Annotated in this window: 23 protein-coding genes and 1 riboswitch; of the genes, 11 read left to right on the top strand and 12 right to left on the bottom strand. The window is 60.0% G+C overall.

What is annotated here, in order from left to right; all coding sequences use genetic code 11:
• Positions 1-162: 162 nt before the first annotated feature.
• The 4 genes from EQV97_RS10160 to ahcY all read right to left on the bottom strand — a co-directional run bounded on the left by EQV97_RS10160 (position 163) and on the right by ahcY (position 5,706).
• Positions 163-2,043, bottom strand: a complete 1,881-nt coding sequence (locus tag EQV97_RS10160; RefSeq protein WP_122841160.1) for a DEAD/DEAH box helicase — start codon at positions 2,041-2,043, stop codon at positions 163-165.
• A gap of 223 nt (positions 2,044-2,266) precedes the next feature.
• Positions 2,267-3,082: a transporter substrate-binding domain-containing protein gene (locus tag EQV97_RS10155; protein ID WP_240888893.1), complete on the bottom strand. Its 816-nt coding sequence runs from the start codon at positions 3,080-3,082 to the stop codon at positions 2,267-2,269.
• Positions 3,083-3,271: 189 nt separating this feature from the next.
• Entirely contained in the window at positions 3,272-4,117 is an 846-nt protein-coding gene (metF, locus tag EQV97_RS10150) for a methylenetetrahydrofolate reductase [NAD(P)H] (RefSeq protein ID WP_122841162.1), read from the bottom strand.
• 179 nt (positions 4,118-4,296) lie between these two features.
• On the bottom strand, positions 4,297-5,706 hold the full coding sequence (gene ahcY, locus EQV97_RS10145) for an adenosylhomocysteinase (RefSeq protein ID WP_122841163.1): 1,410 nt from the start codon (positions 5,704-5,706) through the stop codon (positions 4,297-4,299).
• Between the two features lie 23 nt (positions 5,707-5,729).
• Positions 5,730-5,831: riboswitch (S-adenosyl-L-homocysteine riboswitch) on the bottom strand.
• A 198-nt stretch (positions 5,832-6,029) separates the two neighbouring features.
• Here ahcY and EQV97_RS10140 point away from each other — a divergent pair.
• A complete protein-coding gene (locus EQV97_RS10140; protein WP_045059851.1) occupies positions 6,030-6,422 on the top strand; it encodes a hotdog domain-containing protein in 393 nt (130 codons plus the stop codon).
• A gap of 262 nt (positions 6,423-6,684) precedes the next feature.
• A complete protein-coding gene (locus tag EQV97_RS10135) occupies positions 6,685-7,566 on the top strand; it encodes a formate/nitrite transporter family protein (RefSeq protein ID WP_240888892.1) in 882 nt (293 codons plus the stop codon).
• Here EQV97_RS10135 and EQV97_RS10130 read toward each other — a convergent pair whose 3' ends face one another.
• Entirely contained in the window at positions 7,567-8,829 is a 1,263-nt protein-coding gene (locus EQV97_RS10130; RefSeq protein ID WP_122841165.1) for a sodium:proton antiporter, read from the bottom strand.
• 267 nt (positions 8,830-9,096) lie between these two features.
• Between EQV97_RS10130 and EQV97_RS10125 the strand changes: the two genes are divergently transcribed.
• The 3 genes from EQV97_RS10125 to EQV97_RS10115 are packed head-to-tail and all read left to right on the top strand — an operon-like array spanning position 9,097 to position 12,371.
• Positions 9,097-10,638, top strand: coding sequence for a multicopper oxidase domain-containing protein (locus EQV97_RS10125; protein WP_122841166.1), 1,542 nt, complete (start codon positions 9,097-9,099; stop codon positions 10,636-10,638).
• 11 nt (positions 10,639-10,649) lie between these two features.
• Positions 10,650-11,792: a hypothetical protein gene (locus tag EQV97_RS10120; RefSeq protein WP_122841167.1), complete on the top strand. Its 1,143-nt coding sequence runs from the start codon at positions 10,650-10,652 to the stop codon at positions 11,790-11,792.
• 3 nt (positions 11,793-11,795) lie between these two features.
• Positions 11,796-12,371: an SCO family protein gene (locus EQV97_RS10115; RefSeq protein ID WP_201148150.1), complete on the top strand. Its 576-nt coding sequence runs from the start codon at positions 11,796-11,798 to the stop codon at positions 12,369-12,371.
• Positions 12,372-12,424: 53 nt separating this feature from the next.
• On the opposite strand, the gene EQV97_RS10110 is transcribed toward EQV97_RS10115, so the two are convergent.
• Together EQV97_RS10110 and EQV97_RS10105 are read right to left on the bottom strand one after the other, a co-directional pair.
• Positions 12,425-13,594: an MFS transporter gene (locus tag EQV97_RS10110; RefSeq protein ID WP_122841169.1), complete on the bottom strand. Its 1,170-nt coding sequence runs from the start codon at positions 13,592-13,594 to the stop codon at positions 12,425-12,427.
• A 35-nt stretch (positions 13,595-13,629) separates the two neighbouring features.
• The gene (locus EQV97_RS10105) at positions 13,630-13,854 is read right to left on the bottom strand and encodes a hypothetical protein (protein ID WP_122841170.1); all 225 of its coding nucleotides are present in this window, start codon (positions 13,852-13,854) and stop codon (positions 13,630-13,632) included.
• A gap of 46 nt (positions 13,855-13,900) precedes the next feature.
• Here EQV97_RS10105 and EQV97_RS10100 point away from each other — a divergent pair, with 46 nt between their 5' ends.
• Together EQV97_RS10100 and EQV97_RS10095 are read left to right on the top strand one after the other, a co-directional pair.
• Positions 13,901-14,734, top strand: a complete 834-nt coding sequence (locus tag EQV97_RS10100) for an EamA family transporter (RefSeq protein ID WP_122841171.1) — start codon at positions 13,901-13,903, stop codon at positions 14,732-14,734.
• 39 nt (positions 14,735-14,773) lie between these two features.
• A complete protein-coding gene (locus tag EQV97_RS10095) occupies positions 14,774-15,157 on the top strand; it encodes an MAPEG family protein (protein ID WP_122841172.1) in 384 nt (127 codons plus the stop codon).
• A 117-nt stretch (positions 15,158-15,274) separates the two neighbouring features.
• Here EQV97_RS10095 and EQV97_RS10090 read toward each other — a convergent pair whose 3' ends face one another.
• The gene (locus EQV97_RS10090; RefSeq protein ID WP_122841173.1) at positions 15,275-16,447 is read right to left on the bottom strand and encodes an MltA domain-containing protein; all 1,173 of its coding nucleotides are present in this window, start codon (positions 16,445-16,447) and stop codon (positions 15,275-15,277) included.
• A 127-nt stretch (positions 16,448-16,574) separates the two neighbouring features.
• Between EQV97_RS10090 and EQV97_RS10085 the strand changes: the two genes are divergently transcribed.
• Positions 16,575-17,024, top strand: coding sequence for a cytochrome c (locus EQV97_RS10085; RefSeq protein WP_122841174.1), 450 nt, complete (start codon positions 16,575-16,577; stop codon positions 17,022-17,024).
• A gap of 82 nt (positions 17,025-17,106) precedes the next feature.
• Here the strand turns inward: EQV97_RS10085 and EQV97_RS10080 are convergent, their stop codons facing one another.
• The 4 genes from EQV97_RS10080 to EQV97_RS10065 all read right to left on the bottom strand — a co-directional run bounded on the left by EQV97_RS10080 (position 17,107) and on the right by EQV97_RS10065 (position 21,681).
• Positions 17,107-17,502, bottom strand: coding sequence for a DUF1090 domain-containing protein (locus tag EQV97_RS10080; protein WP_045059859.1), 396 nt, complete (start codon positions 17,500-17,502; stop codon positions 17,107-17,109).
• Between the two features lie 99 nt (positions 17,503-17,601).
• Positions 17,602-19,269 (bottom strand): NAD-dependent DNA ligase LigB, encoded by a 1,668-nt coding sequence (ligB, locus tag EQV97_RS10075; protein WP_122841175.1) that lies wholly within the window; start codon positions 19,267-19,269, stop codon positions 17,602-17,604.
• Between the two features lie 207 nt (positions 19,270-19,476).
• A complete protein-coding gene (metK, locus tag EQV97_RS10070) occupies positions 19,477-20,667 on the bottom strand; it encodes a methionine adenosyltransferase (RefSeq protein ID WP_045059861.1) in 1,191 nt (396 codons plus the stop codon).
• 18 nt (positions 20,668-20,685) lie between these two features.
• Positions 20,686-21,681 (bottom strand): metalloregulator ArsR/SmtB family transcription factor, encoded by a 996-nt coding sequence (locus EQV97_RS10065; RefSeq protein WP_045059862.1) that lies wholly within the window; start codon positions 21,679-21,681, stop codon positions 20,686-20,688.
• A gap of 273 nt (positions 21,682-21,954) precedes the next feature.
• Between EQV97_RS10065 and tkt the strand changes: the two genes are divergently transcribed.
• The 3 genes from tkt to EQV97_RS10050 all read left to right on the top strand — a co-directional run bounded on the left by tkt (position 21,955) and on the right by EQV97_RS10050 (position 26,351).
• Positions 21,955-23,952 carry a transketolase gene (gene tkt / locus EQV97_RS10060; protein ID WP_045059863.1) on the top strand — a complete coding sequence of 666 codons (1,998 nt, stop codon included), beginning with the start codon at positions 21,955-21,957 and terminating at the stop codon, positions 23,950-23,952.
• A 153-nt stretch (positions 23,953-24,105) separates the two neighbouring features.
• Positions 24,106-25,170 (top strand): erythrose-4-phosphate dehydrogenase, encoded by a 1,065-nt coding sequence (epd, locus tag EQV97_RS10055; RefSeq protein WP_122841285.1) that lies wholly within the window; start codon positions 24,106-24,108, stop codon positions 25,168-25,170.
• Positions 25,171-25,187: 17 nt separating this feature from the next.
• A complete protein-coding gene (locus EQV97_RS10050) occupies positions 25,188-26,351 on the top strand; it encodes a phosphoglycerate kinase (protein WP_033060390.1) in 1,164 nt (387 codons plus the stop codon).
• Positions 26,352-26,368 lie beyond the last annotated feature (17 nt).

Here is a 26,368-nt window from a genome sequence, read left to right as displayed (position 1 = left end):
CCCCGATCTCGCGATCCGGGGCGTTTTTATTGCCTGGCGCAATCCATACAGGTGGTGAAATCCATTGTGGGAGCGGGCTTGCCCGCTCCCACAGGGTTTGCGTTAGCCAGAAAAAATGCCCCGGATCTCACGATCCGGGGCATTTTTTATTGCAGCGTCAACTCAGCGATTACGAGTCAGCAGCGCTGGCTTTTCGCCGCGAGGACGGCCTGGCAATTGATCAAGCTGTTCAGGTGTCGGGAAACGATCGGTTTTCGACTCCTTGTGAATGATCTTCGGTGCCGGGCCGCGCGGGTTCTGCACCGCTGGTTCCGAGCGAGGCTGATCGTCACGCGCCGGACGGCGATTGCGACCTTCTTCGCGACGGGCTTGACCGTCACGTGGAGCACCGCTGCGTGGGCCACTGCGCTTGGCCGGCGGAGTGCCAGTGGTGGCGCCGTCGCTGCTGCGCGGACCGCTCTGGCGACCCTGTGGCTTACCGCCGTTGCGCGGTGCACCGGCACCTGCGCCGGCGGCCGCACCCGGTGCCGGAGCACCTGGACGACGGCCACGGCCCTGAGCCGGCTTGGCTTGCGGCACGTAGTCGACGCGATTACCGAAGTTATCGATGTCGTCGTCCAGGAACTCGTCCGGTGCGCGATCAGCGGAAGCACGAGGTGCCGGGCGCTGTTGCTCGCGAGCTGGCGTGCCTTCACGTGGCTTGTGCTCACGGGCCGGGCGATCGCCACGGCCAGTGGCTGCAGGTTTTTCCTTGCCGCCCTTGTCCTTGCCTTTGTCTTTACGGCCGCCGCCACCGCCGCCGCCGTTTGGACCGTCGCCGCGCGGGCCACGTGGGTTGCGTGGGTTGCGCACATCCGGACGCTCGCGCACTTCAGGCTTCTCGGCCTCTACAGCGCTGGAGTCGAAGCCCATCAGGTCGCCGTCGGCGATTTTCTGCTTGGTCATGCGCTCGATGCTTTTGAGCAGCTTTTCTTCGTCCGGAGCCACCAGCGAAATGGCCTCGCCCGAACGACCGGCACGGCCAGTACGGCCGATACGGTGAACGTAATCCTCGTCGACATTCGGCAATTCGAAGTTGACCACGTGTGGCAACTGGTCGATGTCGAGGCCGCGAGCCGCGATGTCGGTGGCAACCAGGATGCGCACTTCACCGGCCTTGAAATCTGCCAGGGCTTTGGTGCGGGCGTTCTGGCTCTTGTTGCCGTGGATGGCGACGGCGCTGAGGCCGTGCTTGTCCAGGTACTCGGCCAGGCGGTTGGCGCCGTGCTTGGTGCGGGTGAAGACCAGGACCTGTTCCCAGGCGCCTGCGGTGATCAGGTGCGCCAGCAGCGAACGCTTGTGGTTGGCTGGCAGACGGAACACGCGTTGCTCGATGCGCTCGACCGTAGTGTTCGGCGGAGTAACTTCGATGCGTTCCGGGTTGTGCAGCAGCTTGCCGGCGAGATCGGTGATGTCCTTGGAGAAGGTCGCCGAGAACAGCAGGTTCTGACGTTTGCTTGGCAGGCGAGCCAGCACCTTCTTCACGTCATGCACAAAGCCCATGTCGAGCATGCGGTCGGCTTCGTCCAGCACGAGGATTTCCACGTGGGACAAATCGACGCTACCTTGGCCGGCGAGGTCGAGCAGGCGGCCAGGGCAGGCCACCAGCACATCAACGCCACGGGACATGGCCTGAACCTGTGGGTTCATGCCGACGCCGCCGAAAATGCAGGCGCTGACAAACTTCAGGTCACGGGCATAGACCTTGAAGCTCTCATGGACCTGGGCCGCGAGTTCACGAGTAGGGGTCAGGACCAGCACGCGCGGTTGGCGCGGGCCGTGACGCTGGGATTTGTCCGGGTGACCGTTAGGGAACAACCGCTCCAGAATCGGAAGGGCGAAGCCACCGGTTTTACCAGTACCTGTCTGCGCCGCAACCATGAGGTCGCGACCTTGCAACACGGCGGGAATGGCCCGCTGTTGCACCGGAGTAGGCTCGGTATAGCCCGCCGCCTCGATGGCGCGGACTAAAGCCTCGGAGAGACCGAGGGAAGCAAAGGACATGAGTAATCCTGTTTTAGTTAGGGCTTGGCCCAATGGGAGTCTTGCCTGGCGCGAATGGCGTTTAAGAAGAACGCAATCCCGTCCGGTCCTGCTGGGTCTGAAAAGCTCGTCTGGAGCGCTCGCGCGGGCTGAAAAGCTGCGCTGTAGCGGGGTCGAGATGCCTTGAACAAGTCCGAGCGTCCGGGCGTGAGCCTGGCGGGAAGGCCGGAGTATAACAGAGCAATCACTGCGCGCCGCTTTCCTGCTGCTCAACGGTTTTGCCGCGTACGGTAGTGAGGCCGTTTGCGGGTGCTTCGACGGCAGATCCCGCGCCATATCGGGCACTCAGCTCGGCATAGGCAGGCTCGCGCTTGAAGCGCTTGAGCTCGGCGCCGAACCGCTGCACCAGCAAGTCCATGCCGGCACTGCGACGCACCGCGAGGAATTGGCTTTGTTCACTGATGATAAGCGGATTTTCAGTGATCTTGTCGCGAATGCCCAATTCATCCAGGAGGTGCTGGCCCACTCGGCGGTCGGTGATCAACAGGTCGATGCGCCCGCGCAGCAGTTTCCCGAAGTTTGCTTCATGGCTGGGTGCGGGCTCTCTGGTAAACAGCGTCGATTGGCTGAAGTCCGTGCTGTACAGGTAGCCCGGCGAGGTGCCGATGGTCAGGCCGCGCAGGGCGTCGAGGGAGGTGAACGGGTGCGGGCGGTCATTGGCGTAGAACATCACGAACTGTACTTGCGACAAGGGTTCGCTGGGGTAGAGCAGGGTGGCGTCGCGTTCGTCGCTGTGAAAAATGTCCAGCGCACCATCGGCCTGGCCTTGTTCGAGCATCGACAGACAGCGCTTCCAGGGCAGGAACTGCCACTGCACTTCAATGCCCAGGCGCTTGAAGACGATGGCGGTGGTTTCATAGTCCAGCCCCAGCGCCTTGCCGTTCTCTTCATAGACGTAAGGTGCCCAGGGCTCGGTGACAATGCGCAGTTTCTCGCCCCGGGCTGTAAAGCTCAGGCACGTGAATAAAATCACCGTCAGTAACTGTGAGATCAAAGGCATGGCCTGAGATTACGACGAGAAACCGCAAAGAGCCAGAAACTGCATGGAGAAGCTCTATCTCCGTGGATTAGCGCACAAAAAAAGGGCGCTAAAAGCAAAAGATCGCAGCCTTCGGCAGCTCGTACACCGGGTGTGTTTATTCCCGGTAGGAACTGCCGAAGGCTGCGATCTTTTGATCTTGCTCTTTGCTTAGCGCGGCAACTTCAAATTGTTCCACACCGCCAGACTCGGCTCGGCCTGGTTCAACGTGTAGAAGTGCAACCCTGGCGCGCCGCCCTGCAGCAGACGCTCGCACATCTCGGTGATGACTTGCTCACCGAAGCCCTGAATGCTGCGGGTGTCGTCACCGTAGGCTTCCAGTTGCTTGCGGATCCAGCGCGGAATTTCCGCACCGCAGGCATCAGAGAAGCGTGCCAGCTTGCTGTAGTTGGTGATTGGCATGATGCCCGGCACGATCGGGATGTTAACGCCCAGTGCCCGCACCCGCTCGACGAAGTAGAAGTAGCTGTCGGCGTTGAAGAAGTACTGAGTGATCGCGCTATCGGCGCCAGCATTGGCTTTGCGCACGAAGTTGGCGAGATCGTCTTCGAAATTGCGCGCTTGCGGGTGCATTTCCGGGTAAGCGGCGACTTCGATGTGGAAATGATCGCCGGTCTCTTCACGAATGAATTCCACCAGATCATTGGCGTGACGCAATTCGCCGCTGGCCATGCCCATTCCCGAGGGAAGGTCGCCGCGCAAGGCGACGATACGGGTAATGCCAGCCGCTTTGTACTGAGTCAGCAGGCCGCGCAGATCGTCCTTGCTATCACCCACGCAGGACAAATGCGGGGCGGCGGGGACTTTGACTTCGCTTTCGAGCTGCAACACGGTGTTGATCGTGCGATCACGGGTCGAACCACCTGCGCCGTAAGTGCAGGAGAAGAAATCGGGGTTGTACGCAGCCAGCTGGCGGGCAGTGGCGAGCAGCTTTTCATGCCCAGCGTCGGTCTTCGTAGGGAAGAACTCGAAGCTGTAGCGACGGTCTTGGGACATGGTCATATCCTTGGAAACGCGTAAGCCTGGAAGGCACCGTGCACCCTGTGGGAGCAAAGCTTGCTCGCGATTGAGACGCTGCGGTCTTCAGTGAGACCATGGCGACGCCATCGCGAGCAAGCTTTGCTCCCACAGATCTGCATTAATCCGCTCCCCATGGGGGAGCGGAGCAGGACCGATCAGTAGCGGTAAGCGTGCGGCTTGAACGGACCTTCAACAGTCACGCCGATGTAGTCAGCCTGCTGCTTGGTCAGTTGCGTCACAACACCACCAAAGCCGCGAACCATTTCCAGGGCCACTTCTTCGTCGAGTTTCTTGGGCAGTACTTCAACGGTCAGACGCTCGGCTTTCTGGGCTGGCGACAGGTCGGCGTATTTCTGGCCAAACAGGAAGATCTGTGCCAGAACCTGGTTGGCGAACGAACCGTCCATGATGCGGCTTGGGTGACCTGTGGCGTTGCCCAGGTTAACCAGACGGCCTTCAGCCAGCAGGATCAGGTAGTCATCGTTCTGGGCATCGAATGCGCCAGGACCGGTACGGTGGATCTTGTGCACCTGTGGCTTCACTTCTTCCCATGCCCAGTTCTTGCGCATGAAAGCAGTGTCGATCTCGTTGTCGAAGTGGCCGATGTTGCAGACAACAGCGCGCTTCTTCAGGGCTTTGAGCATGTTCGAGTCGCAGACATTGACGTTGCCGGTGGTGGTCACGATCAGGTCGATCTTGCCCAGCAGTGCTTTGTCGATGCTCTCTTCAGTACCGTCGTTGATACCGTCGATGAATGGCGAAACCAGTTCGAAACCATCCATGCAGGCTTGCATGGCGCAGATCGGATCGACTTCGGAAACCTTGACGATCATGCCTTCCTGACGCAGGGACTGGGCCGAACCCTTGCCCACGTCGCCGTAGCCGATAACCAGTGCTTGCTTGCCCGACAGCAGGTGGTCGGTGCCACGCTTGATCGCATCGTTCAGGCTGTGACGGCAGCCGTACTTGTTGTCGTTCTTGCTCTTGGTGACCGAGTCGTTGACGTTGATGGCCGGGATTTTCAGTTCGCCCTTGGCCAGCATGTCCAGCAGGCGGTGAACGCCTGTGGTGGTCTCTTCGGTGACGCCATGGACGCGGTCCAGGATCGCCGGGTATTTCTTGTGCAGCAACTCGGTCAGGTCGCCGCCATCGTCGAGGATCATGTTGGCATCCCAAGGCGCGCCATCTTTAAGGATGGTTTGCTCAAGGCACCACTCGTACTCTTCTTCGGTTTCGCCTTTCCAGGCGTATACCGCGATGCCGGCAGCGGCGATAGCAGCAGCGGCCTGATCCTGAGTCGAGAAGATGTTGCAGGACGACCAGCGCACTTCGGCACCCAGGGCAACCAGGGTTTCGATCAGCACGGCAGTCTGGATGGTCATGTGGATGCAGCCGAGGATCTTCGCGCCTTTGAGCGGCTGCTCGGCAGCGTATTTGCGACGCAGACCCATCAGGGCCGGCATTTCCGATTCGGCGATGATGGTTTCGCGACGACCCCAGGCGGCCAGGGACATGTCGGCAACTTTGTAATCGTTAAAATCTGCAGGCGTGATAACAGCGCTCATGAAGAGCCTCCATTCGTAATGTATGCGAATGGGCGCCGTTGTGCGTTTAGTGTCCGGTCGCTGGGACCAGGCAACGCCCCATCCGAGCCTGACAGGTTGAACCTGCTGCAGCGCCCCTCGGACAGGTGGCGGGAAAACGGTAGCGATCGATCTTTACCGTTTTGAAACGGTGGCGATTATAGCGGGCTATGCTGATCTTCCAAAGCCTTTCTGCAGGTCAATGTCTGAACGGTAATCGATGCCATAGTCGATGGTGAATAGAGCTCTAGCCCGGGCTCTGCCATGATGGTTACCATCATTCGGCAAGACGCTCAGGAGTGAATATGAATTTCCACACCCGCAAATGGGTAAAACCCGAAGACCTCAACCCCAACGGCACGCTGTTCGGTGGCAGCCTGTTGCGCTGGATCGACGAAGAAGCGGCCATTTACGCCATTGTCCAGCTGGGCAACCAGCGCGTGGTCACCAAGTACATTTCGGAGATCAACTTCGTCAGTGCCTCGCGCCAGGGTGACATCATTGAATTGGGCATTACCGCCACCGAGTTCGGCCGCACGTCCATCAGCCTGACCTGCGAAGTGCGTAACAAGATCACGCGCAAGAGCATCCTGACGGTGGAGAAAATGGTGTTCGTGAACCTCGGCGAAGACGGCTTGCCTGCGCCGCACGGCCGGACCGAAATCAAATACGTCAAAGATCAGTTCCAGGACGAGTAACACGAGTTCTTGGGAGCCGGCTTGCCGGCGATGCCGTCGTCAGCATCACCGCAAAAAATCCGAGTTCATCTCGGTTCCCGGTGTCGCTAATGACCCCGTCGCGGGCAAGCCTTGCTCCCACAGATTGATGCTCCCACAGGCGCCACACATGGCTCCCACAGGCCGCACTGCCACAGGGCTGATGTTTCGTTAGTGTGAGCAGTGAACAGCTCCGAACCGCGCCTGTCGTACGTACATCTCACGCCACCGGTTCCGGAGCACTATGGACACGCAAAAAGACGGCAAGACCCCGAACCTTTCGGCCCAGGAAAAACACGACGTCGACAAAAACCAGCCGCCGCGCGCCGCCGTGCTGCATGAAATCATCCGCACCCAGGGTGATCAGGAGCTGGAACGCAGCGTCGCCGCCCTTTGGTGGTCCGCCCTCGCTGCCGGCCTGACCATGGGCTTGTCCCTCATGGCCATGGGCTTGCTCAACTCTCGCCTGCCGGACGCAGAAGGATTCAAGGTAATCGCCAGCTTCGGTTACTGCGCCGGCTTCCTCGCGGTGATCCTTGCCCGTCAGCAGTTGTTTACCGAAAACACCCTGACGGCAGTGCTGCCGGTCATGACCAAGCCGACCCTTAACAATTTCGGGCGGCTGCTGCGGCTGTGGACGGTGGTGCTGGTGGGCAACCTGTGCGGTACCTTGCTGGTGGCTTATGTGATGCTCCACCTGCCGATTTTCGACACCAAGACCGACATGGCCTTTCTCGACATCGGGCGCAAGGTGATGGAGAACGACGCGAGCAAGATGTTCGCCAAGGGCATCGTCTCGGGCTGGATGATTGCCACCATGGTCTGGATGATCCCTTCCATGGAAAGCGCGAAAATGTGGATCATCATTCTGATCACTTACCTGATGGCGCTGGGGGATTTCACCCACATCGTGGTCGGCTCGGCCGAAGTGTCGTACCTGGTGTTTGCCGGCGAGTTGTCGTGGAGTGATTTCTGGCTGGTGTTTGCCGGGCCGACGCTGGCGGGGAATATCATCGGAGGCAGCTTCATTTTTGCACTGCTGAGCCATGCGCAGATTCGCAGCGAAAGCGGGCCGCCCAAGCAGGATGCGGATCAGCAGCCTGATCCGCAAAAGCTCAGAAAGTAATCAGTGATGAGCCTGTGCCGCTGGCGCAGGCTCATCACGGGTGACGTGCTTGACCAGTTTGCCGATGCTCAGGCCCTGCAGCAGAATTGACGACAGCACCACAATGTAGGTGATGCTCAGCAACAGATCGCGCTCCGGCCCCAGCGGCAGCGCCAGCGCCAAGGCTACCGAAACCCCCCCACGCAGCCCGCCCCAGGTCAGAATCCTGATCGTCCCGCGCGGGACTGTGCGCCAGCGTCGCAGCAGCAGGATGGCCGGCGCCACGGTCAGCAGGCGCGAGAGCAAAATCGCCACGGCCAGCAAACTGGCTGCCAGCACGTGCAGCCAGTTGAATGGCAGCAGCAATAGCTCCATGCCGATCAGGGCAAACAGCAGGGCGTTGAGCATGTCGTCGAGCAGCTCCCAAAAACCGTCCAGGTACTTGCGGGTCATGTCGTTCATCGCCAGGTTGCGGCCCAGGTTGCCGATGATCAGGCCGGCAACCACCATCGCGATCGGCGCGGACACGTGCAACTCCGAGGCCATCGCCGAACCACCGATCACCAGCGCCAACGTCAGCATTACTTCGATCTGATGCTGCTCGATGCTCTTGATCATCAGGTACACCAGATAACCGATCAGCCCGCCAAACAGCACACCGCCAACAGCTTCATGCGCGAACAGCATGGCGGTTGCGCCGACGGTTGGCGTCTCACCCAGTTGCGCGATACCCAACAGTACGGTGAACACCACCACCGCCGTGCCGTCGTTGAATAGCGACTCGCCGACGATTGTTGTTTTCAGCGGCTTGGAGGCGTTGGCCGTCCGTAATACGCCAAGCACCGCGATTGGATCTGTCGGCGAAATCAGCGCGCCGAACAGCAGGCAGTACAGGAAGCTCACGTGCCAGCCGAACAGGGCAAAGATGTAATAGGCCAGGCTACCGATCACTGCGGTGGCAATCAGGACGCCGAAAGTCGCGAGCAGGCCAATGGGCCAGCGATAGCTGCGCAGGTCATTGAGATTGACGTGCAGGGCGCCGGCAAACAGCAGGAATGACAGCATCCAGTTCATCAGCAGATCGCCGAAGTCGATCTGTCCAATCAGTTGTTGAATGCGTTCTTCAAGACCGGGATAACCCAGGAAGCTCAGTCCCTGCAGGAGCAGGGAAAACAGTAGGGCGGTGACCATGACACCGATGGTGGGTGGCAGGCCGATAAAGCGGAAATTGACGTAGGTGAGCAGCGAGGTAAGGCAGATAAATGCAGCGACAAGCTCAAGCATCCGGGGTCCTTTGGCAGGAGGTGGAAAGACTGTTTAAAAGGAAAGCGTGATCGAAATCAGACCGATTATCGCCTGGATGGCGTTCCTGGATCCGAAAACTTGCGCGAAACTAGACATGTCCTAAACTCCAAAAGTTGCACGAAAATGACCGAAAGCCTTGTAGAGCTTGGCTTTGAGCGGTTAGGGATGTGCCCTGTCATCTTCGGTAACGCGCAGGCGGATTGAATTACATGTGTCATCCCAGCCACGCCACTGAAGGTCGCGATCATGCCTCGAGCCACCAGCGTCCGTCCCTTTTCGCTTTACGCGAGCCTGGTTGTCCTGGCGTTGGCCGGTTGTGCGAACCACAGTGAAAACGAACCAGTCTCCCAGCCGCTACGCAAAAATCCGGAGTTTTCCTACGATGCCAGCGGCGTCACCCACGCGACGCTGACGGCGGCTGAGCAGCAGGTCAATGTGGGCAATGAGCGCTACGTGTCACTGGTGTTCAACGGCGATTACGATTCACCGCTGATTCGCACGCGACCGGGCGGAACCATGGCGATCCGCCTGGATAACCGCATGGACGAGATCACCAACCTGCATTTCCATGGCATGCAGGTTTCGCCCCTGGACACTGGCGACAACATCTTCCGCATCACCAGGCCGCATCAGGTCGGCGAATACAACGTCAAGCTGCCGATGGCCCACAGCCCCGGGGCGTACTGGTACCACAGTCATTTTCACGGCGGCTCCCAGCGTCAGGTCTCGGCGGGTATCGCGGGGCCCATTCTGGTGGACGGCATGCTCGATCCGTTTCCCGAACTCAAAGGCATCAAGGAACAGGTGCTGGTGCTGCGCAACTTCCAGAAAACCCTGACTGGCAAGGTAGCGAGCGAAATCATCACCAGCGCCCCCTCGATCCGCACCGTCAACGGCCAGGAAGTGCCCACCATCGACATCAAGCCGGGCGAAACCCAGCTCTGGCATTTCATCAATATCGCCGCCAACCAGTATTTCCGCATTCGTATCAATGGCCAGACCATGCAGATCCTGTCCCGGGACGGCAATACCGTGACCCGCCGCGTGGATGATGACGAAGTACTGATTGGGCCCTCGGCGCGTTTCAGTGTGCTGGTGGTCGGGCCGCCGGCGGGTTCCTACAATATTGAGTCGGGCGACGCTGACACCGGGCCAGCGGGTGATAGCTATCCCGCAGCCAGACTGGCCATCCTGCGCTCCAGCGGGCAGCCGGTCGCCACCCGCCAGATCACCAGCGCCTATCCGCCTGCCGAAGACTTCAGCAAACAGGCGGTGAACAAGACCCGGCAGTTCGTGTTCCAGGACTCCGCCACAGACTCCAGCGCGTTCCTGATCAATGGCACCCGCTTCGAGCTGGATCGGGTCAATACCACGGTGAAACTCGGTGACGTCGAAGAGTGGCGACTGCTCAATCCGTCCCAGGAACTGCATCAGTTCCATATCCACCAGGTGGACTTCCAGGTCACCGAGATCAACGGCAAGCCAGTGCAGTTCAGCGGCTACCGGGACAATGTTTTCATCCCGGCGACCGGTTCAATCACCGTGCGCATTCCGTTCCGGGACCCGGTGATTCTTGGCAAGTTCGTCTACCACTGCCACATCCTCGAGCATGAAGACGGCGGCATGATGCAGGCGATTCAGGTGGTCAGGCCGGTGGATTATGAGCAGGCGGTCAAGCTCGAACCCCTGGGCGGACTTTATGGTGAAAACAACCAGTTGTGCACCTACCTGCGCAACACCGGACAGGACCCGAAAACGTCCAGCCCGCTGGTCCCGTCAGCTAAATAAGAGGGGGCGCCATGAGTAACTATCGATTGGCTGTCGTGCTGCTGGGGTCGGTGTGCGGCGGCGATCTGGTGTCGGCCGATGACGGGCAGTATCCCAATGTTGGCATGGATTACGACGCAACCTTCCAATATGACCATGTGCATGGCGACTCGCCCCAGGGTGGCAATCGCAACAGCACGGATGCCTACCCGGATATCAACAGCACGTTTTACTTTCGCTTGACCCATGACCAGCAGATCCAGCTGTCCACCGAGATCAATCCGGTCCAGGGGCCCGAGCCAGGTCAAAAGCGTTTTTTCGAGGACGTGGGCCTGGTCATCAATGACCTCAACTACTACCAGAACAATGCCAATTCCGCGTTCATGATCGGCAAATACCACGTGCCGTTCGGACGCGCCCAGGACCAGGCGCCAGGCCTCTACACCGAGGATTTCGTCAGCACCTACGACCTGGACGGCATGCTCGGTGGCACAGTGGCCTATCGTTTCTTCGATCAGCAACTGGGGATGATCGAGCCCAATGTCAGCCTCTATACCGCTGACAATTCGTTCCTCGGGCGACCCTACCTGCGCCATGGTGAGAAGCTGCAGCGTTCTGACGGCGGTCCCTCGAACACCGGCAAGCTCGATTCGTATGCCGTGTCGGTAAACTGGCTGGCGATACCGGCTATCCCGTTCCTGGAAATGCAGGTTGGCTACATGCTCAACAAGGCCGGGGATGATGTGGAGCAAACCTCGCCACCCTTTGGCGGTGCGGCGGATGAGAAAATCAAGATCGCCTCCGCTCGCTACATCTGGGCCTATGCGCCGAGCACCGAGCTGGCACCGACGCTGGCCGGTCGCTACTTCGATATCGTGCCCTTTATCGAGTTTGCCGACGTCGATAACGAAGACGCGATCGAGGGCAATGACACGCGCTACCTGACCACTTCCCTGACCTTCGATTTCGGCGACTGGGCGGTGGGTGCGACGCGCACCGATAAGCATCGGCCTTCCACGGGCGGCGCGAGTCGCCAGGATTACCTCAACGAACTGAGCGTGACCTACGACATCACCGGCCAGATCAAGCTCGGGTTGTCCGCCGGCACGCAGAAACAGGACGGTGAAATGTCCGAACTGGTGGGCCTGGCGCTGACTTATTCGGGAGGGTTCTGATCAATGAAGCTGTTAATGGCGGCCGGCGTCCTGCTGCTGATGGGGCTCACGGCCGATGTAGTTGCCGCAGCCCGAACCGACATCGGCGGGCCCTTTCAACTGACCAATCAAAATGGCCAGCGGGTCACCGAAAAGAGCTTTGGGGCGCCGGTACTGCTCTACTTCGGATTTATGACCTGCCCGGCCATTTGCCCTACCGATCTGGCGAAAATGGCGCGTATCAGTCGGCAGCTGCAGCAGGAGCAGGGCATCAAGGTGCGCCCTGTTTTCGTGACGGTGGATCCGGAGCGCGACACGCCGGACAAGCTCAAGGTGTACGTGAAATATTTTGCCAATGACTTTGTCGGCCTGACCGGAACGTCGCAGCAGATCGCAAAAATCACCGACGCCTACCACGTCTACTACAAGAAAGTGCCGTCTGGCGATAAACCGGACCAGTACATGATGGACCACTCGACCATCCTGTTTCTGCTGGACAGCCAGGGCCGCTACCTCAAGCATTTCGGCCGCGGGCTCGATGAGCGGGACATCGAGCGGCAGGTGGCGGCCGCGTTGGCTGAGTCGAGCGCTGGGCGGTAGTCGGTTTTTCGGTGAGTTCGTGCAGGGATTTGTTCGGCTGAAGACTCCCGTTATCAGCTGGTGGCGTTGGCCAGCCGGACTTCACGTCGTTGCCGATAGATGAAGTACAGCGCCATCACCACTGTCAGGCCACTGACCAGCGCGCCGGTCCAGGGCAGGTCGGCAAGGTCGGCGCCGCTGGCGACCACCAGCCCGCCGATCCAGGCGCCGGCGGCGTTGCCCAGGTTGAATGCGCTCTGGTTCAGGGTCGAACCCAGGTTCGGTGCCTCATGGGCCTGGTCGATGATCAGCAGTTGCAGGATCGGGCACAGCGCGAAAGCGAAAATGCCCCACAACACCAGCGTGATGGCTGCCGGGATGACCGAGTGGCTGGTCTGCGTGAAAGCTGCAAGCACCACCACTACCGCCAGTGCCATGCCCACCAATGACGGCAGCAGGCGGCTGTCCGCCAGCCGGCCGCCGAGCATGCTGCCTGCCGTGAGGCCGACGCCAAACAACAGCAGCATGATGGTCACGCCATGGGGGCTGACGCCAGTGATGTCCTGCAGGATCGGCGCAATGTAGGTGAACACACTGAACAGACTGGTTGACGCCAGCACGCTCATGCCCAGCGCCATCAACACATTGGCCTTGCCCAGCACCTTGAACTCGCTGGCAAGGTTGGCCTTGTCCATGGCGATGTCCTTAGGCAGCCACGCCCACTGGGCGATGGCCGCAATCACACCAATCACCGAGACTGCCCAGAACGTCGAACGCCAGCCGGCGTATTGTCCGAGGGCGGTGCCCAGTGGTACCCCCAGCACATTGGCCAGAGTAAGGCCGGTAAACATCATGGCAATCGCCTGGGCACGTTTGTTCGGTGCTACCAGGCCGGCGGCGACCACCGAACCAATGCCGAAAAACGCCCCGTGGCACAGGGCCGTGACCACGCGAGCGGCCATCAGCGTCGCGTAGTTCGGCGCCAGGGCACACAGAATGTTGCCGAGGATGAACATCAGCGTCATGCCCAGCAGCGTCGCCTTGCGCGGCATGTTGGCGGTGCCGATCGCGAGGATCGGCGCGCCGAACACCACACCCAGGGCGTACCCGGTGATCAGCAGGCCGGCGTGAGGGATGCTTACCGCAAGGTCGCGGGCGACGTCGGGCAGCAGCCCCATGATGACGAATTCAGTGGTGCCGATGCCGAATGCGGCAACAGCGAGGGCGAATAAGGCGAGTGGCATGCGCAAGTTCTCTGTCGGTAGTCTTGACGCTGTGATCAGGCATACGCATGCCAGAGACCGCTCTGGAACAGAGTGGGGCGCGGGCAAAAATTATTGGAATTAGTCTGTGCGCAACTGAGTGCGGCGTGGTCGCTTGCAGTATAAACAGCTGCTGACATATGGCGAATCAATTCTCCCGTTTCCCTTAGGAGAGGCTTGCTCGCAAAAAAAATGATGGCGATGCGTTGATCCAGAAGGCGCGCGTTATCGTTGACGTCCATCGCGAGCTCGCTCCTACAGGGGAGTGGGTAACAAAAGGAGCATGCCGTGCTTGCAACGGCTTTGGTGTTAGTGGCGGCGCTGTTGCACGCGGCGTGGAATACATTGATCAAATTCAGCGCCGAACGGCTGCTGGTAGTTGCCTGTATGGACAGCGTGGCCCTGTTGTTCGTGGCCGTCATGTTGCCTTTCGTGGAGTGGCCGCCGCAGGAGATCTGGCCTTGGATTCTTGCGTCGGCGGCCTTCGAGTTGCTCTATCGTTATCTGCTGATCCAGGCGTACAGGGTCGGTGACCTCGGGCTGGTGTATCCACTGATGCGCGGATTGTCGCCGTTGGTGGTGCTGGCGCTGACACTGATTTTCGCCGGAGAGGTACTGACCCATCAGCAGATCTTCGGCATCTTGCTGATCCCGCTCGGCATGCTGTGCCTGCTGTGGCAAGGCGGAGGCGGGGCGCGGCTGCCGTGGTCGATGTTGCCGGTGGTGGCGTTGATCGGCCTGTGTATTGGCTGCTACACCTTCATCGACGGCCAGGCTTTGCGGCGCTGGTCACATCCACTGGATTACCTGGTGTGGGTGACGCTGATCAGCGCCTGGCCTTTTCCATTGCTGGCACTGGTGCGCAAGCGACCGACGTTCATGCTGTTCTGGCGCGAACAATGGCGGCTGGGATTGGCTGTCGGATTCTGCGTATTGTTCAGCTACGCTCTGGTGCTGTGGGCCATGCAGCTGGGCTCGATTGCCGAAGCGGCGGCGTTGCGCGAGATCAGTGTGATCCTGGTGGTGCTGTTCGGCATGCGCTACCTGAAAGAACCTTTCGGCCGGCCGCGGCTCTTAGCCTGTGGGCTGGTACTGATCGGCATGCTGGTGATGAAGTTTTAACGCTGATAACAATTCTGGAACTTGAAAAGGGACTGCTTTATGACGGTTGCTCTGTGGTGCATCTTGATCGCGATATTTCTGCCCTACGTCTGCGTCGGCGTGGCCAAGATCAGTGGTGGGTACAGGTTGAAAGACAACCACGACCCTCGGGACTTTCTTGAATCGTTGAATGGGTTTGGTCGACGCGCGCACGCGGCGCAACTGAACAGCTTCGAAGTGACCCCAGCGTTTGCAGCTGCGGTGATCGTGGCGCACCTGGCCGGCAATGCGGAACTGGTGACGATCAATGTGCTGTCGGTGTTGTTTATCACCAGCCGCTTGCTCTACATCATCTGCTACCTGGCAGATTGGGCGATCTTGCGGTCGTTGGTGTGGTTTGTGGGGATGGGCCTGATTATCAGTTTGTTTGTGGTGTCGGCGTAAGATCAGGAGATCGCAGCCTCGTTGCCCTCGACAGCTCCTACGCAGATCCCTGCAGGAGCTGTGTAGGAGCTGTGTAGGAGCTGTCGAGTGCAACGAGGCTGCGATCTTTGTCATCGTCTAGAGTTTGTCAGCCACCTGAGGCACCTGCGGCAACGCCGCGCCCTTGGGCCATAACATCCAGATCTGACCCTGCTGTTTCATATCCCCGGCCAACTGCCCGGCAGCTTCACCGGTGCCCCAGAACAGGTCCGCGCGTACTTCGCCGGCAATCGCTCCGCCAGTATCCTGTGCCGCTACCGGTCGAACCAGCGCCGTTCCGTCAGGTCGGGTGGTGGAAAGCCACAACAGGCTGCCCAGCGGGATCACCTTGCGATCAACCGCCGCGCTGTAGCCGGCGGTGAGCGGTACGTTGAGCGACCCGCGAGGGCCTTCGTTGCTGTCCGGATTGCGGGTGAAAAACACGTAGCTCGGGTTGCTGCCAAGCAGCTCCGGTATGCGAGCCGGATTGGCCTTGGCCCAATCACTGATGGCGCCCATCGTCACATCTTCTTTTTTCAGCTCGCCCTGTTCCACCAGCCAGCGGCCGATCGGTCGATAGGGGTGGCCGTTTTGATCGGCGTAAGCAATGCGCAACTGACGGCCATCATCGAGCTGGATGCGACCCGAACCCTGGATCTGCAGGAATTGCAGATTCATCGGGTCGGTCAGCCAGGCCACGACGGGTGCCTTCACCCCTTTGGTTTCGATGGTGGCTGCATCGTCGTAGGGCTTGAGTACGCGACCTTCGAGCCTTCCGCGCAGGCGTTTGCCTTTGAGTTCCGGATAGATGCTGTCCAGCGAGACAATGATCATGTCCTCCGGCACGCCGTACACCGGAATATTCGCCACTGCAGTCTGAGTCAGGCTGCCAGGGTAGACCGGTTCGTAATAACCGGTGATCAGGCCGTTGGGGTTGTCATTGGCAGCGCGCAAGCCGTAGACGTCCAGGTGTTGCTTGAGGAATCCGCGGATTTCGTTGGCGGTTGCCGGGACGTTGGCGGAGGCCGCACAAGTGGCGCCCCAGACCGCGTCGGCCTTGAGTCGGTTACAGGCGCTGCGCCACGAACCGAAGCCGGCGATCAAGTCGTTGTCCGACACCGTTGGCAACGCTTCCCAAGTGGCACTGGAGTAAGTCGCCAGCGCGTGGGTTTTGGGTGGGGTGTTTTCGCCTCCGGTGCAGCCGGCGAGCACGGCGACTATCGGGAGAGTCCAGGACAGGCGAGGGCGCCATGCCTTGATGCAGCTGATCATGGAGTAATTCCTTTGCCGGTTGCCTGAGTGCTCCATGCGCTCGAACAACCCATATTGATAATAGGGCTATTGGTCTTTACGGATGACGCGAGGATACTGGCCGCCGTTCCCGTAACCAGAAGCCACCATGACTCTTAAAAGACTTTCCGTTGTATTGCTGGCCTGCCTGACGTTGACTGCTTGTGGCGGCGTCGACCCGGATTCGCCGCTGGGCCAGCGCAAGGCGATTTTCAAACAGATGCTCAAGACCGCTGAAGACCTGGGTGGCATGTTGCGGGGTCGCATTGCATTCGATGGCGCGAAGTTCGCTGACGGTGCCGTGAAGCTCGATGCCTTGTCCCATGAGCCCTGGAAACATTTCCCGCAGGTGCGCGAAGAAGATCACACCAGCGCCAAAGATGATGTCTGGCAGAAACAGGCACGCTTCCAGGAAATGGCTCGCACCCTTGAAGCCGCCACCGGTGAATTGGTGGTTGCCAGCAAGGTTCAACCCTACAAGGCCAGCAACCTGGGGCCGGCGGTGCAGAAAGTCGAAGATGCCTGCAGTGCGTGCCATAAAGAATTTCGGGATCATTGATTTGCAGCGCTCTGGCTGACGATTCGACTTGATCGCGAAGAGGCCAGTCAGAGCAACCGAAAGCTTCGGTCATTCCTTATATTTATTTATCCAGCTCATCCAGCGCTTCCTGCAATTCCTTGCGGGACTCGGCGAGCTTGTCTTTGCGTTTGTTGATCTTCTCCGGGTCGCCTTTCTTCATGGCCTTGTCCAGGTCTGCCTGGCGCTTGCTGACTTCATGCTTGGCGTCCAGCACCTTGTTTTCCCGTTCTTTCTGCAGCGATGCGTCGGTGCAGTGGGTGGTGACTTCGCTCAGGGCTTTTTCCAGGCCGGCCTGTTGATCAGCATTACCGTGGGACTTGGCCAGTTCGATCTGGTTGATGATGCCCTGTTTCTTGGCCGCGCAACCGGTCAGGCCGGGAGCCTCTTCAGCGGCCATCAGTGGAGCGGCCATGACGCTGCAAAGCGTCAACAGGGCGAGTGGAGAAAGAAATTTCATAAAAGCTCCATGTTTAAAGGCAATCGTGTCGGTGTGACGACGGGCCGTTTGAGCCGGATCGGCACCTATGGGTTCCCGTATGCACGGTATTGCCGGCCGCTAAAATCCGTCAACTCCCGCCATACGTAATGTTTCGCTCAAGGCCAGGACCTGCGGGTCACGGAAAAACGCGCTTAATTGCGCCGCGCGTCCCGGGCCTATACCGGCCTGGGCCTGCCATTGTTCGGTTTCACGTTGCGCCAGTTCCCGCCACGAATCAGCAAGCTGTGCCTGACCGATTGGCGGCATGCCCAACGCATTGAGCCAGCGTGCGAACGGACGTTGTCGGGCGCTGTTGAAGCTGTTTAAAAGCTGAGCCGTGCTGCGCTCGCCGAAACCGTTAATGTTAGCAAGCTCTTGAGCATCGAGGGTCAACCAATCCAGCAGTCCCTTCAGTCGGCCTGTTTCCAGAAGTTTCTCCCAGGTGCCCGGGCCGATGTTTGGCATGTCCAGCCCTTGCTTGCCGCTGAGCCAGGTCAGTCGCGCGAGAAACTGGCTTTGACAGCCCTGAGTGGGTTGCCAGCAACTGAGCTGATGAAAATCCGCAGCTTCTGGAACCTCCATGTGAACGCGCTCGACGCTACGCAGTATGACGCCGTCCAGCCTTGGAATGGTCAGGCCGGCCAGGCTGATGGACACCTGGTCGCCAGGGCGGATATCCAGCGCTTGCCAGCGTGGCAGGGAACTGACGCTGACGCGCTTGATCTGGCGATCATCGAGCCATATCGGCGATACATCCAGCACTGGAGTGATCCGGCCAGTGCGTCCGATGTTGAAATGGACCTTGCGAACTTCGGCCAGCGCCTGGGCGAAAGGGTATTTCCAGGCCGCGATCCAGTAGGGCGCCTTGGCTTGCCAGCGATCGGCAGAGGGGCGCTCGTCCTGGCGCAGGACAATGCCATCGCTGGCGAAAGGCAGGGGTGAGCGGTACCAATGCTCACGCCAGCGCACGACGTCGGCCAGTTCCGCGATCGGGTGGCTCAAGGGCGCGGTGCTATCGAATCCCAATGCGTCCAGGGCGGCAATGCGCGCGGAAAGACTGGCTGGGCCTTCTGGCCATTCCCACACGAACAGGCCGATGCCTGCGGCGTCCTGCGCGCTTAGTTGTTTGCGCGCCATCAGCCCGGCGACGTTGCCCCGAGCATTGAGGCTGCCGGCACTGGCTTGAACGTGGCCATCCAGGCGCCAATACAGTTCACCTTGCACCACCAGGTCCCGGGGTTGCGAAAGCTGTTGCGGGATGCCGCCAATCCGCCGCGCCGATGCGGTCCAGTCCTTGCCCTGCACCCCGTTGCCGCGACTGATCGCGCGCACCAGTACACCTTTCTCATACACCAGGCTCACTGCCACGCCATCGACCTTGGGTTGAACCCAGACTTCGTTACGATTTTTCAGCCAGTCTTCAATGGCTGCGACATCAATCAGTTTGGCCAGGCCGGTGTGCGGGATGGGATGGGTAATCGAGCCGCCAGCCGTGCGTAGTGGATCTGCCGGCGCGTCCAGATTGAAGCATTGCTGCCAGTTGGTCAGTTGAGCGCGGGCTTGATCGTAAAGTTCGTCGGCGACCATGGACTGGCCTTGGCGATGGTAGCTGTCGTCCCACAGGTCGATCTGTTTTTGCAGGGCGCTGATTTCTTCCTGGCCTCGCCCGGGGGGCCAGTCGGGGCATTGGGCTGCGTGGACGGAGAGCGAAAGGAAGGTCAGGAGAATAGCGATCAACAAGCGCATCGTGAGCGTCCTTGCTCATTGGGGGTTGTTGAAGATTAGTCAGTATTGCCAGGCCCGGAGGGTGAGTGTTTTGCCTGGTATTTCCCGCGGTGAATGGGCCTGCCCCATCGCGAGCAGGCTCGCTCCCACAGTGCTGAGCTAGAGACACAGCCAAAAAAAAGCCCCGCACGGCGAACCGTGCGGGGCTTTGGTACCGCCGGGGAAGTCTTACAAACCAGCAGCGGAACGCAGGGCGTCGGCGCGGTCGGTTTTTTCCCAGGTGAACGTGGTGAAGGTGTCTTCGCCCACGGTCTTGGTTTCCGGGGTACGGCCGAAGTGGCCGTAAGCGGCGGTCTCCTGGTACATCGGGTGCAGCAGGTCGAGCATGGTGGTGATGGCGTAAGGACGCAGGTCGAACACTTCACGCACCAGGTTGATGATTTTCTCATCGCTGATCTTGCCGGTGCCGAAGGTGTTCAGCGAGATCGACGTAGGCTGGGCCACGCCGATTGCGTAGGAAACCTGAATCTCGCAACGCTCGGCCAGGCCAGCAGCCACAATGTTCTTGGCCACGTAACGACCGGCGTAGGCGGCCGAACGGTCAACCTTGGAAGGATCCTTGCCGGAGAACGCACCGCCACCGTGACGAGCCATGCCGCCGTAGGTGTCGACGATGATCTTGCGACCGGTCAGGCCGCAGTCGCCAACCGGGCCACCAATGATGAACTGGCCAGTCGGGTTGATGTGGAACTGGGTGTCCTTGTGCAGCAGCTCGGCAGGCAGTACATGCTTGACGATCAGCTCCATCACGCCTTCGCGCAGGTCTTTGTACGACACTTCAGGGTTGTGCTGGGTCGACAGGACCACGGCATCGATGCCCACGACTTTGCCGTTTTCGTAACGGCAGGTGACCTGGGACTTGGCGTCCGGGCGCAGCCACGGCAGCAGGCCGGATTTGCGCGCTTCAGCCTGACGCTGTACCAGCTGGTGAGAGAAGGTGATTGGTGCCGGCATCAGCACGTCGGTCTCGTTGCTGGCGTAGCCGAACATCAGGCCCTGGTCGCCGGCGCCCTGATCTTCAGGCTTGGCACGGTCGACACCCTGGTTGATGTCAGGGGACTGCTTGCCGATGATGTTCATCACGCCGCAGGTCGCACCGTCAAAACCAACGTCGGAGCTGGTGTAGCCGATGTCGGTGATCACATCACGAACGATCTGCTCCAGGTCAACCCAGGCCGAGGTGGTGACTTCGCCGGCGATGATCGCCACGCCCGTTTTCACCAGCGTCTCGCACGCCACGCGGGCGAACTTGTCTTCAGCAATGATTGCGTCCAGCACCGCATCAGAAATCTGGTCGGCGATTTTGTCCGGATGCCCTTCAGACACGGACTCGGAGGTGAAGAGGGAGTATTCGCTCATCTCGATGTTTTCCTGAATTTACCGATGGTGAGTGTCGCCAGCCGGCCGCTGAAAGTGGCGGACCTGAATCTGGAAACCATTACGTAAGCCTACATAGAGGCTTTCCCCGGGAACGAGTCCCGCAGCGGTGGCCCAACGGGCCAGATCGTCCTGTTCAAACCCCAACCAGAGATCACCGCAGGCCTCCTTGGCCCAACTCTGGTTGTGGCTACATAACTCTGTCACTAACAGGCTACCGCCTGGTTTCAGCAAAACGGCCATGTGCCTCAGGGCATCAGCCGGTGCGGCAAAATGGTGCAGTACCATGTTCAATACAACGCAATCAGCCGTGAGGCTGACGCCGTTCAACGCATCGGCGAGCTGCAGGCTGACATTGCCCAGGGCTTCGCGTTCACAGACCTGGCGTGCCAGTTCAAGCATGGCCGGGCTGTTATCCAGTGCCGTTACGTGCATGAAACGCCGCGCCAGTTCCGGCAGGAAGGCGCCGTCACCGGGGCCCACTTCGATCGCCGTGGCGCTCTCGCCGAAACCCAGCTTGTCGAGCAGTGCCACCACGCTGTCGCGGTACTGCGGCAAGCCGGCAATCAGGTCCTGCTGGGCGCGAAATTTTTCCGCGACCCGCGAGAAGAAGTCCTGGCTGGCAGCTGCTCGTTGCCCATGGACCTGACCGATCCGCGACTGCACATCGGCAGGCAGGGTCAGGTTATCCACTTCTTCGAGCAGGGCGGCATGCAGCTTGCCGCCCAGCAGTTCAGTGTGGGGCAGGGCGCGACGATAGAAAATCGCATTGCCTTCACGGCGAGTCGCCACCAGTTCGGCCTGGGCCAGTACTTTGAGGTGGTGACTCATGCCCGACTGACCCATGCCGAAAATCTGCGCCAGTTCCAGTACGCCAAACGAATCGTTGGCCAGCACGCGCAACACATTCAGGCGCAAAGGATCGCCGCCGGCCTTGCAAAGGGCCGCCAGCTCGTCGCAGTCGTCATGTTGAATGGATGGCACGCGTAAATTCATAAGGCCGGCAGTCTAGTCACGGGTCGAAAACACCGCAAGAGCAATATCAAAAAGTTTTGATATTGCTCGATAGATGGCACTTCCCGGCGACTGCTTTACTCTACAAACGTACAGCGGAAAGGTTTCACCAAGCGAAACCGCCGCCTGTCATGGGAAAAACGTCCTCATATGACTATCTGTCATTGCCCCGAGGCCGGTCGGTGAGGGAAAATGCTCGCCTTTTTTCCGATTCGTTTTATTCACTCTCGATTCAATATCCGCAGGAGAACAGCGATGCCCAGCCGTCGTGAGCGTGCCAACGCCATTCGTGCCCTCAGCATGGATGCCGTGCAAAAAGCCAACAGCGGCCATCCCGGTGCCCCTATGGGTATGGCGGATATCGCCGAAGTACTTTGGCGTGACTACCTGAAGCACAACCCGAGCAATCCATCGTTCGCTGACCGTGACCGCTTCGTGCTGTCCAACGGCCATGGCTCGATGTTGATCTACTCGCTGCTGCACCTGACCGGCTACGACCTGTCGATCGATGACCTGAAAAACTTCCGCCAACTGCACAGCCGCACCCCGGGCCACCCGGAATTCGGCTACACCCCTGGCGTTGAAACCACCACCGGTCCACTGGGCCAAGGCCTGGCCAATGCCGTTGGTTTCGCCCTGGCAGAAAAAGTTCTGGCGGCGCAATTCAACCGTCCGGGCCACAACGTTGTTGATCACCACACCTACGTATTCCTGGGTGATGGCTGCATGATGGAAGGCATTTCCCACGAAGTCGGCTCACTGGCCGGTACTTTGGGCCTCGGTAAGCTGATCGCCTTCTACGATGACAACGGTATTTCCATCGACGGCGAAGTCGAAGGCTGGTTCACCGACGACACGCCAAAGCGTTTCGAAGCCTACAACTGGCAGGTGATCCGCAACGTCGATGGTCACGACCCTGAAGAAATCAAGACGGCCATCGACACCGCTCGCAAAAGCGACCAGCCGACGCTGATCTGCTGCAAGACCACGATCGGCTTCGGTTCGCCGAACAAGCAGGGTAAAGAAGACTGCCACGGTGCCCCGCTGGGTGATGCGGAAATCGCTCTGACCCGCACCGCGCTGAACTGGAACCACGGTCCCTTCGAAATCCCGGCTGACATCTACGCCGAGTGGGATGCCAAGGAAGCCGGTCTTGCCGCTGAAGCCGAGTGGGATCAGCGTTTTGCCGCCTATTCCGCTGCCTTCCCTGACCTGGCCAACGAACTGGTTCGTCGCCTGAGCGGTGAATTGCCAGCTGACTTCGCCGAAAAAGCCTCGGCCTATATTGCTGAAGTCGCGGCCAAAGGCGAGACCATCGCCAGCCGCAAGGCCAGCCAGAACGCCCTGAATGCCTACGGTCCGCTGTTGCCTGAACTGCTGGGCGGCTCCGCTGACCTGGCCGGTTCCAACCTGACCCTGTGGAAAGGTTGCAAAGGTGTCACCGGCGAAGACGCCAGCGGCAACTACATGTACTACGGCGTTCGTGAGTTCGGCATGAGCGCGATCATGAACGGCGTCGCCCTGCACGGCGGCCTGGTGCCTTACGGCGCGACCTTCCTGATGTTCATGGAATACGCACGCAACGCAGTGCGCATGGCGTCGCTGATGAAAAAGCGCGTGGTGTTCGTCTACACCCACGACTCCATCGGCCTGGGCGAAGATGGCCCGACTCACCAGCCAATCGAGCAACTGACCAGCCTGCGCAGCACCCCGAACCTCGATACCTGGCGTCCAGCGGATGCCGTTGAATCGGCGGTTTGCTGGAAACTGGCAATCGAGCGCAAGGACGGCCCTTCGGCGCTGATCTTCTCGCGTCAGAACCTGCAGCATCAGGATCGTGATGCCGGCCAGATCGCCGACATCGCCCGTGGCGGCTACGTGTTGAAGGACTGCGTGGGCGAGCCTGAGCTGATCCTGATTTCCACTGGTTCGGAAGTGGGCCTGGCTGTTCAGGCGTACGACAAGCTGACTGCGCAAGGTCGCAATGTGCGTGTGGTGTCTATGCCTTGCACCAGCGTGTTCGATGCCCAGGATGCCGACTACAAGCAATCGGTATTGCCGTTGCAGGTCAGCGCCCGTATCGCCATCGAAGCCGCGCATGCGGACTACTGGTACAAGTACGTGGGCCTGGAAGGCCGCGTCATCGGCATGACCACCTACGGCGAGTCGGCGCCTGCCCCTGCCTTGTTCGAAGAGTTCGGTTTTACCCTGGAAAACATCCTGGGTCAGGCTGAAGAGCTGCTGGAAGACTGAGTGCAGGTGATGTATTGCCTGTTCTGACGCCATCGCGGGCAAGCCCGCTCCCACAAGGATCTCCATCGGTCCTGTGGGAGCGGGCTTGCCCGCGATAGCGGTCGATCAGGCAACGGTGCAATGAAAGGATTCACCACAGTAATCGAGAACCCCATGCCCCAACCGCGTCCTTACAAAGTTGCACTCAACGGCTACGGCCGGATTGGTCGTTGCGTCTTGCGTGCGTTGTTCGAGCGAGGCGACAAGGCCGGGTTTGAGATTGTCGCGATCAACGATCTGGCCGACATGGCCAGCATCGAATACCTGACACGCTTCGACTCCACGCACGGGCGTTTTCCCGGCGAAGTGAAAGTCGACGGCGATTGTCTGCATATTAATGGCAACTGCGTGAAGGTCCTGCGCAGTGCTACGCCCGAAGGCATCGATTGGGCGGCACTGGACGTCGATCTGGTGCTCGAATGCTCTGGTGCCTACCACACCCGCGAGGATGGCCAGCGTTTCCTCAATGCCGGCGCGCCGCGAGTGCTGTTTTCCCAGCCGATGGCCAGCGAGGCCGACGTTGACGCCACTATCGTCTACGGTGTGAACCAGGATTGCCTGACCGGCGCCGAGCTGCTGGTGTCCAACGCGTCCTGCACCACCAACTGCGGCGTGCCGCTGTTGCGCCTGCTGGACAAGGCCATCGGCCTGGATTACGTGTCGATCACCACCATTCACTCGGCGATGAACGATCAGCCAGTGATCGACGCCTATCACCACGAAGACCTGCGCCGCACCCGTTCGGCGTTTCAGTCGGTGATTCCGGTGTCCACTGGTCTGGCGCGTGGCATCGAACGCCTGTTGCCGGAACTTGCCGGCAGAATTCAGGCCAAAGCCGTGCGGGTGCCGACGGTAAACGTCTCCTGCCTCGACATTACGATGCAGACCGCTACCGCTACTGATGCCACCGAGATCAACCGGATCCTGCGGGAGGCGGCCACCAGCGGTCCGCTCAAGGGCTTGCTCGCCTATACCGAGTTGCCTCACGCAAGCTGTGATTTCAACCACGACCCACATTCTGCCATCGTCGATGCCAGTCAGACTCGGGTCTCCGGCCCCAAGCTGGTGAACATCCTGGCCTGGTTCGACAACGAATGGGGTTTTGCCAACCGAATGCTGGACGTTGCAGAGCACTATCTGCAAGCAGCTTCTCCACTCTCTGCTTCTCAAAAGCCGTAACTCAGGAAATGCGACCCATGACCGTGTTGAAGATGACCGACCTCGATCTGCAAGGTAAGCGCGTACTGATTCGCGAAGACCTCAACGTCCCAGTCAAGGACGGTGTTGTCACCAGCGATGCGCGAATCCTGGCTTCGCTGCCGACCATCAAGCTGGCCCTGGAGAAAGGTGCAGCCGTGATGGTCTGCTCGCACCTTGGCCGTCCGACCGAAGGCGAGTTCTCGGCCGAGAACAGCCTCAAGCCAGTCGCCGATTACCTGAGCAAGGCCCTGGGCCGCGAAGTGCCACTGGTTGCCGATTACCTGGGCGGCGTTGACGTCAAGGCCGGCGACATCGTGTTGTTCGAAAACGTGCGCTTCAACAAGGGCGAGAAAAAGAACGCTGACGAACTGGCCCAGCAATACGCCGCACTGTGCGACGTGTTCGTGATGGACGCCTTCGGCACCGCTCACCGCGCCGAAGGCTCGACCCATGGCGTGGCCAAATTCGCCAAAGTCGCCGCTGCAGGTCCGCTGCTCGCTGCTGAACTGGACGCTCTGGGCAAAGCCCTGGGTGCACCGGCCCAGCCAATGGCCGCCATCGTCGCCGGCTCGAAGGTGTCGACCAAGCTCGACGTACTCAACAGCCTGAGCCAGATCTGCAACCAGCTGATCGTCGGCGGCGGCATTGCCAACACGTTCCTGGCCGCAGCCGGCCATCCGGTTGGTAAATCCCTGTACGAGCCGGACCTGCTGGACACCGCTCGCGCAATCGCCGCCAAGGTAAGCGTGCCGCTGCCGGTAGACGTGGTGGTGGCCAAGGAGTTCGCCGAAAGTGCGACCGCCACCGTCAAGCTGATCGCCGACGTGGCCGCCGATGACATGATTCTGGACATCGGCCCGCAGACCGCGGCGAATTTCGCCGAGTTGCTGAAATCGTCCAAAACCATCCTGTGGAACGGCCCGGTGGGCGTGTTCGAGTTCGACCAGTTCGGCAACGGCACCAAGGTCCTGGCCCAGGCCATCGCCGAAAGCTCGGCCTTCTCCATCGCCGGTGGCGGAGATACCCTGGCCGCTATCGATAAATATGGCGTTGCCGACCAGATCTCCTACATTTCTACCGGCGGCGGTGCGTTCCTCGAATTCGTCGAAGGCAAAGTGCTGCCGGCGGTTGAAGTCCTGGAAAGCCGGGCAAAGGCCTGAGGTCTGCTCTGTTGACC

It is taken from the genome of Pseudomonas sp. TMW22090 (genome assembly GCF_022496665.1).
Classification (GTDB): domain Bacteria; phylum Pseudomonadota; class Gammaproteobacteria; order Pseudomonadales; family Pseudomonadaceae; genus Aquipseudomonas; species Aquipseudomonas gregormendelii.
The sequence above is the reverse complement of the archived record's forward strand: the minus strand, read 5'-3'. Positions and strand labels throughout refer to the sequence as shown.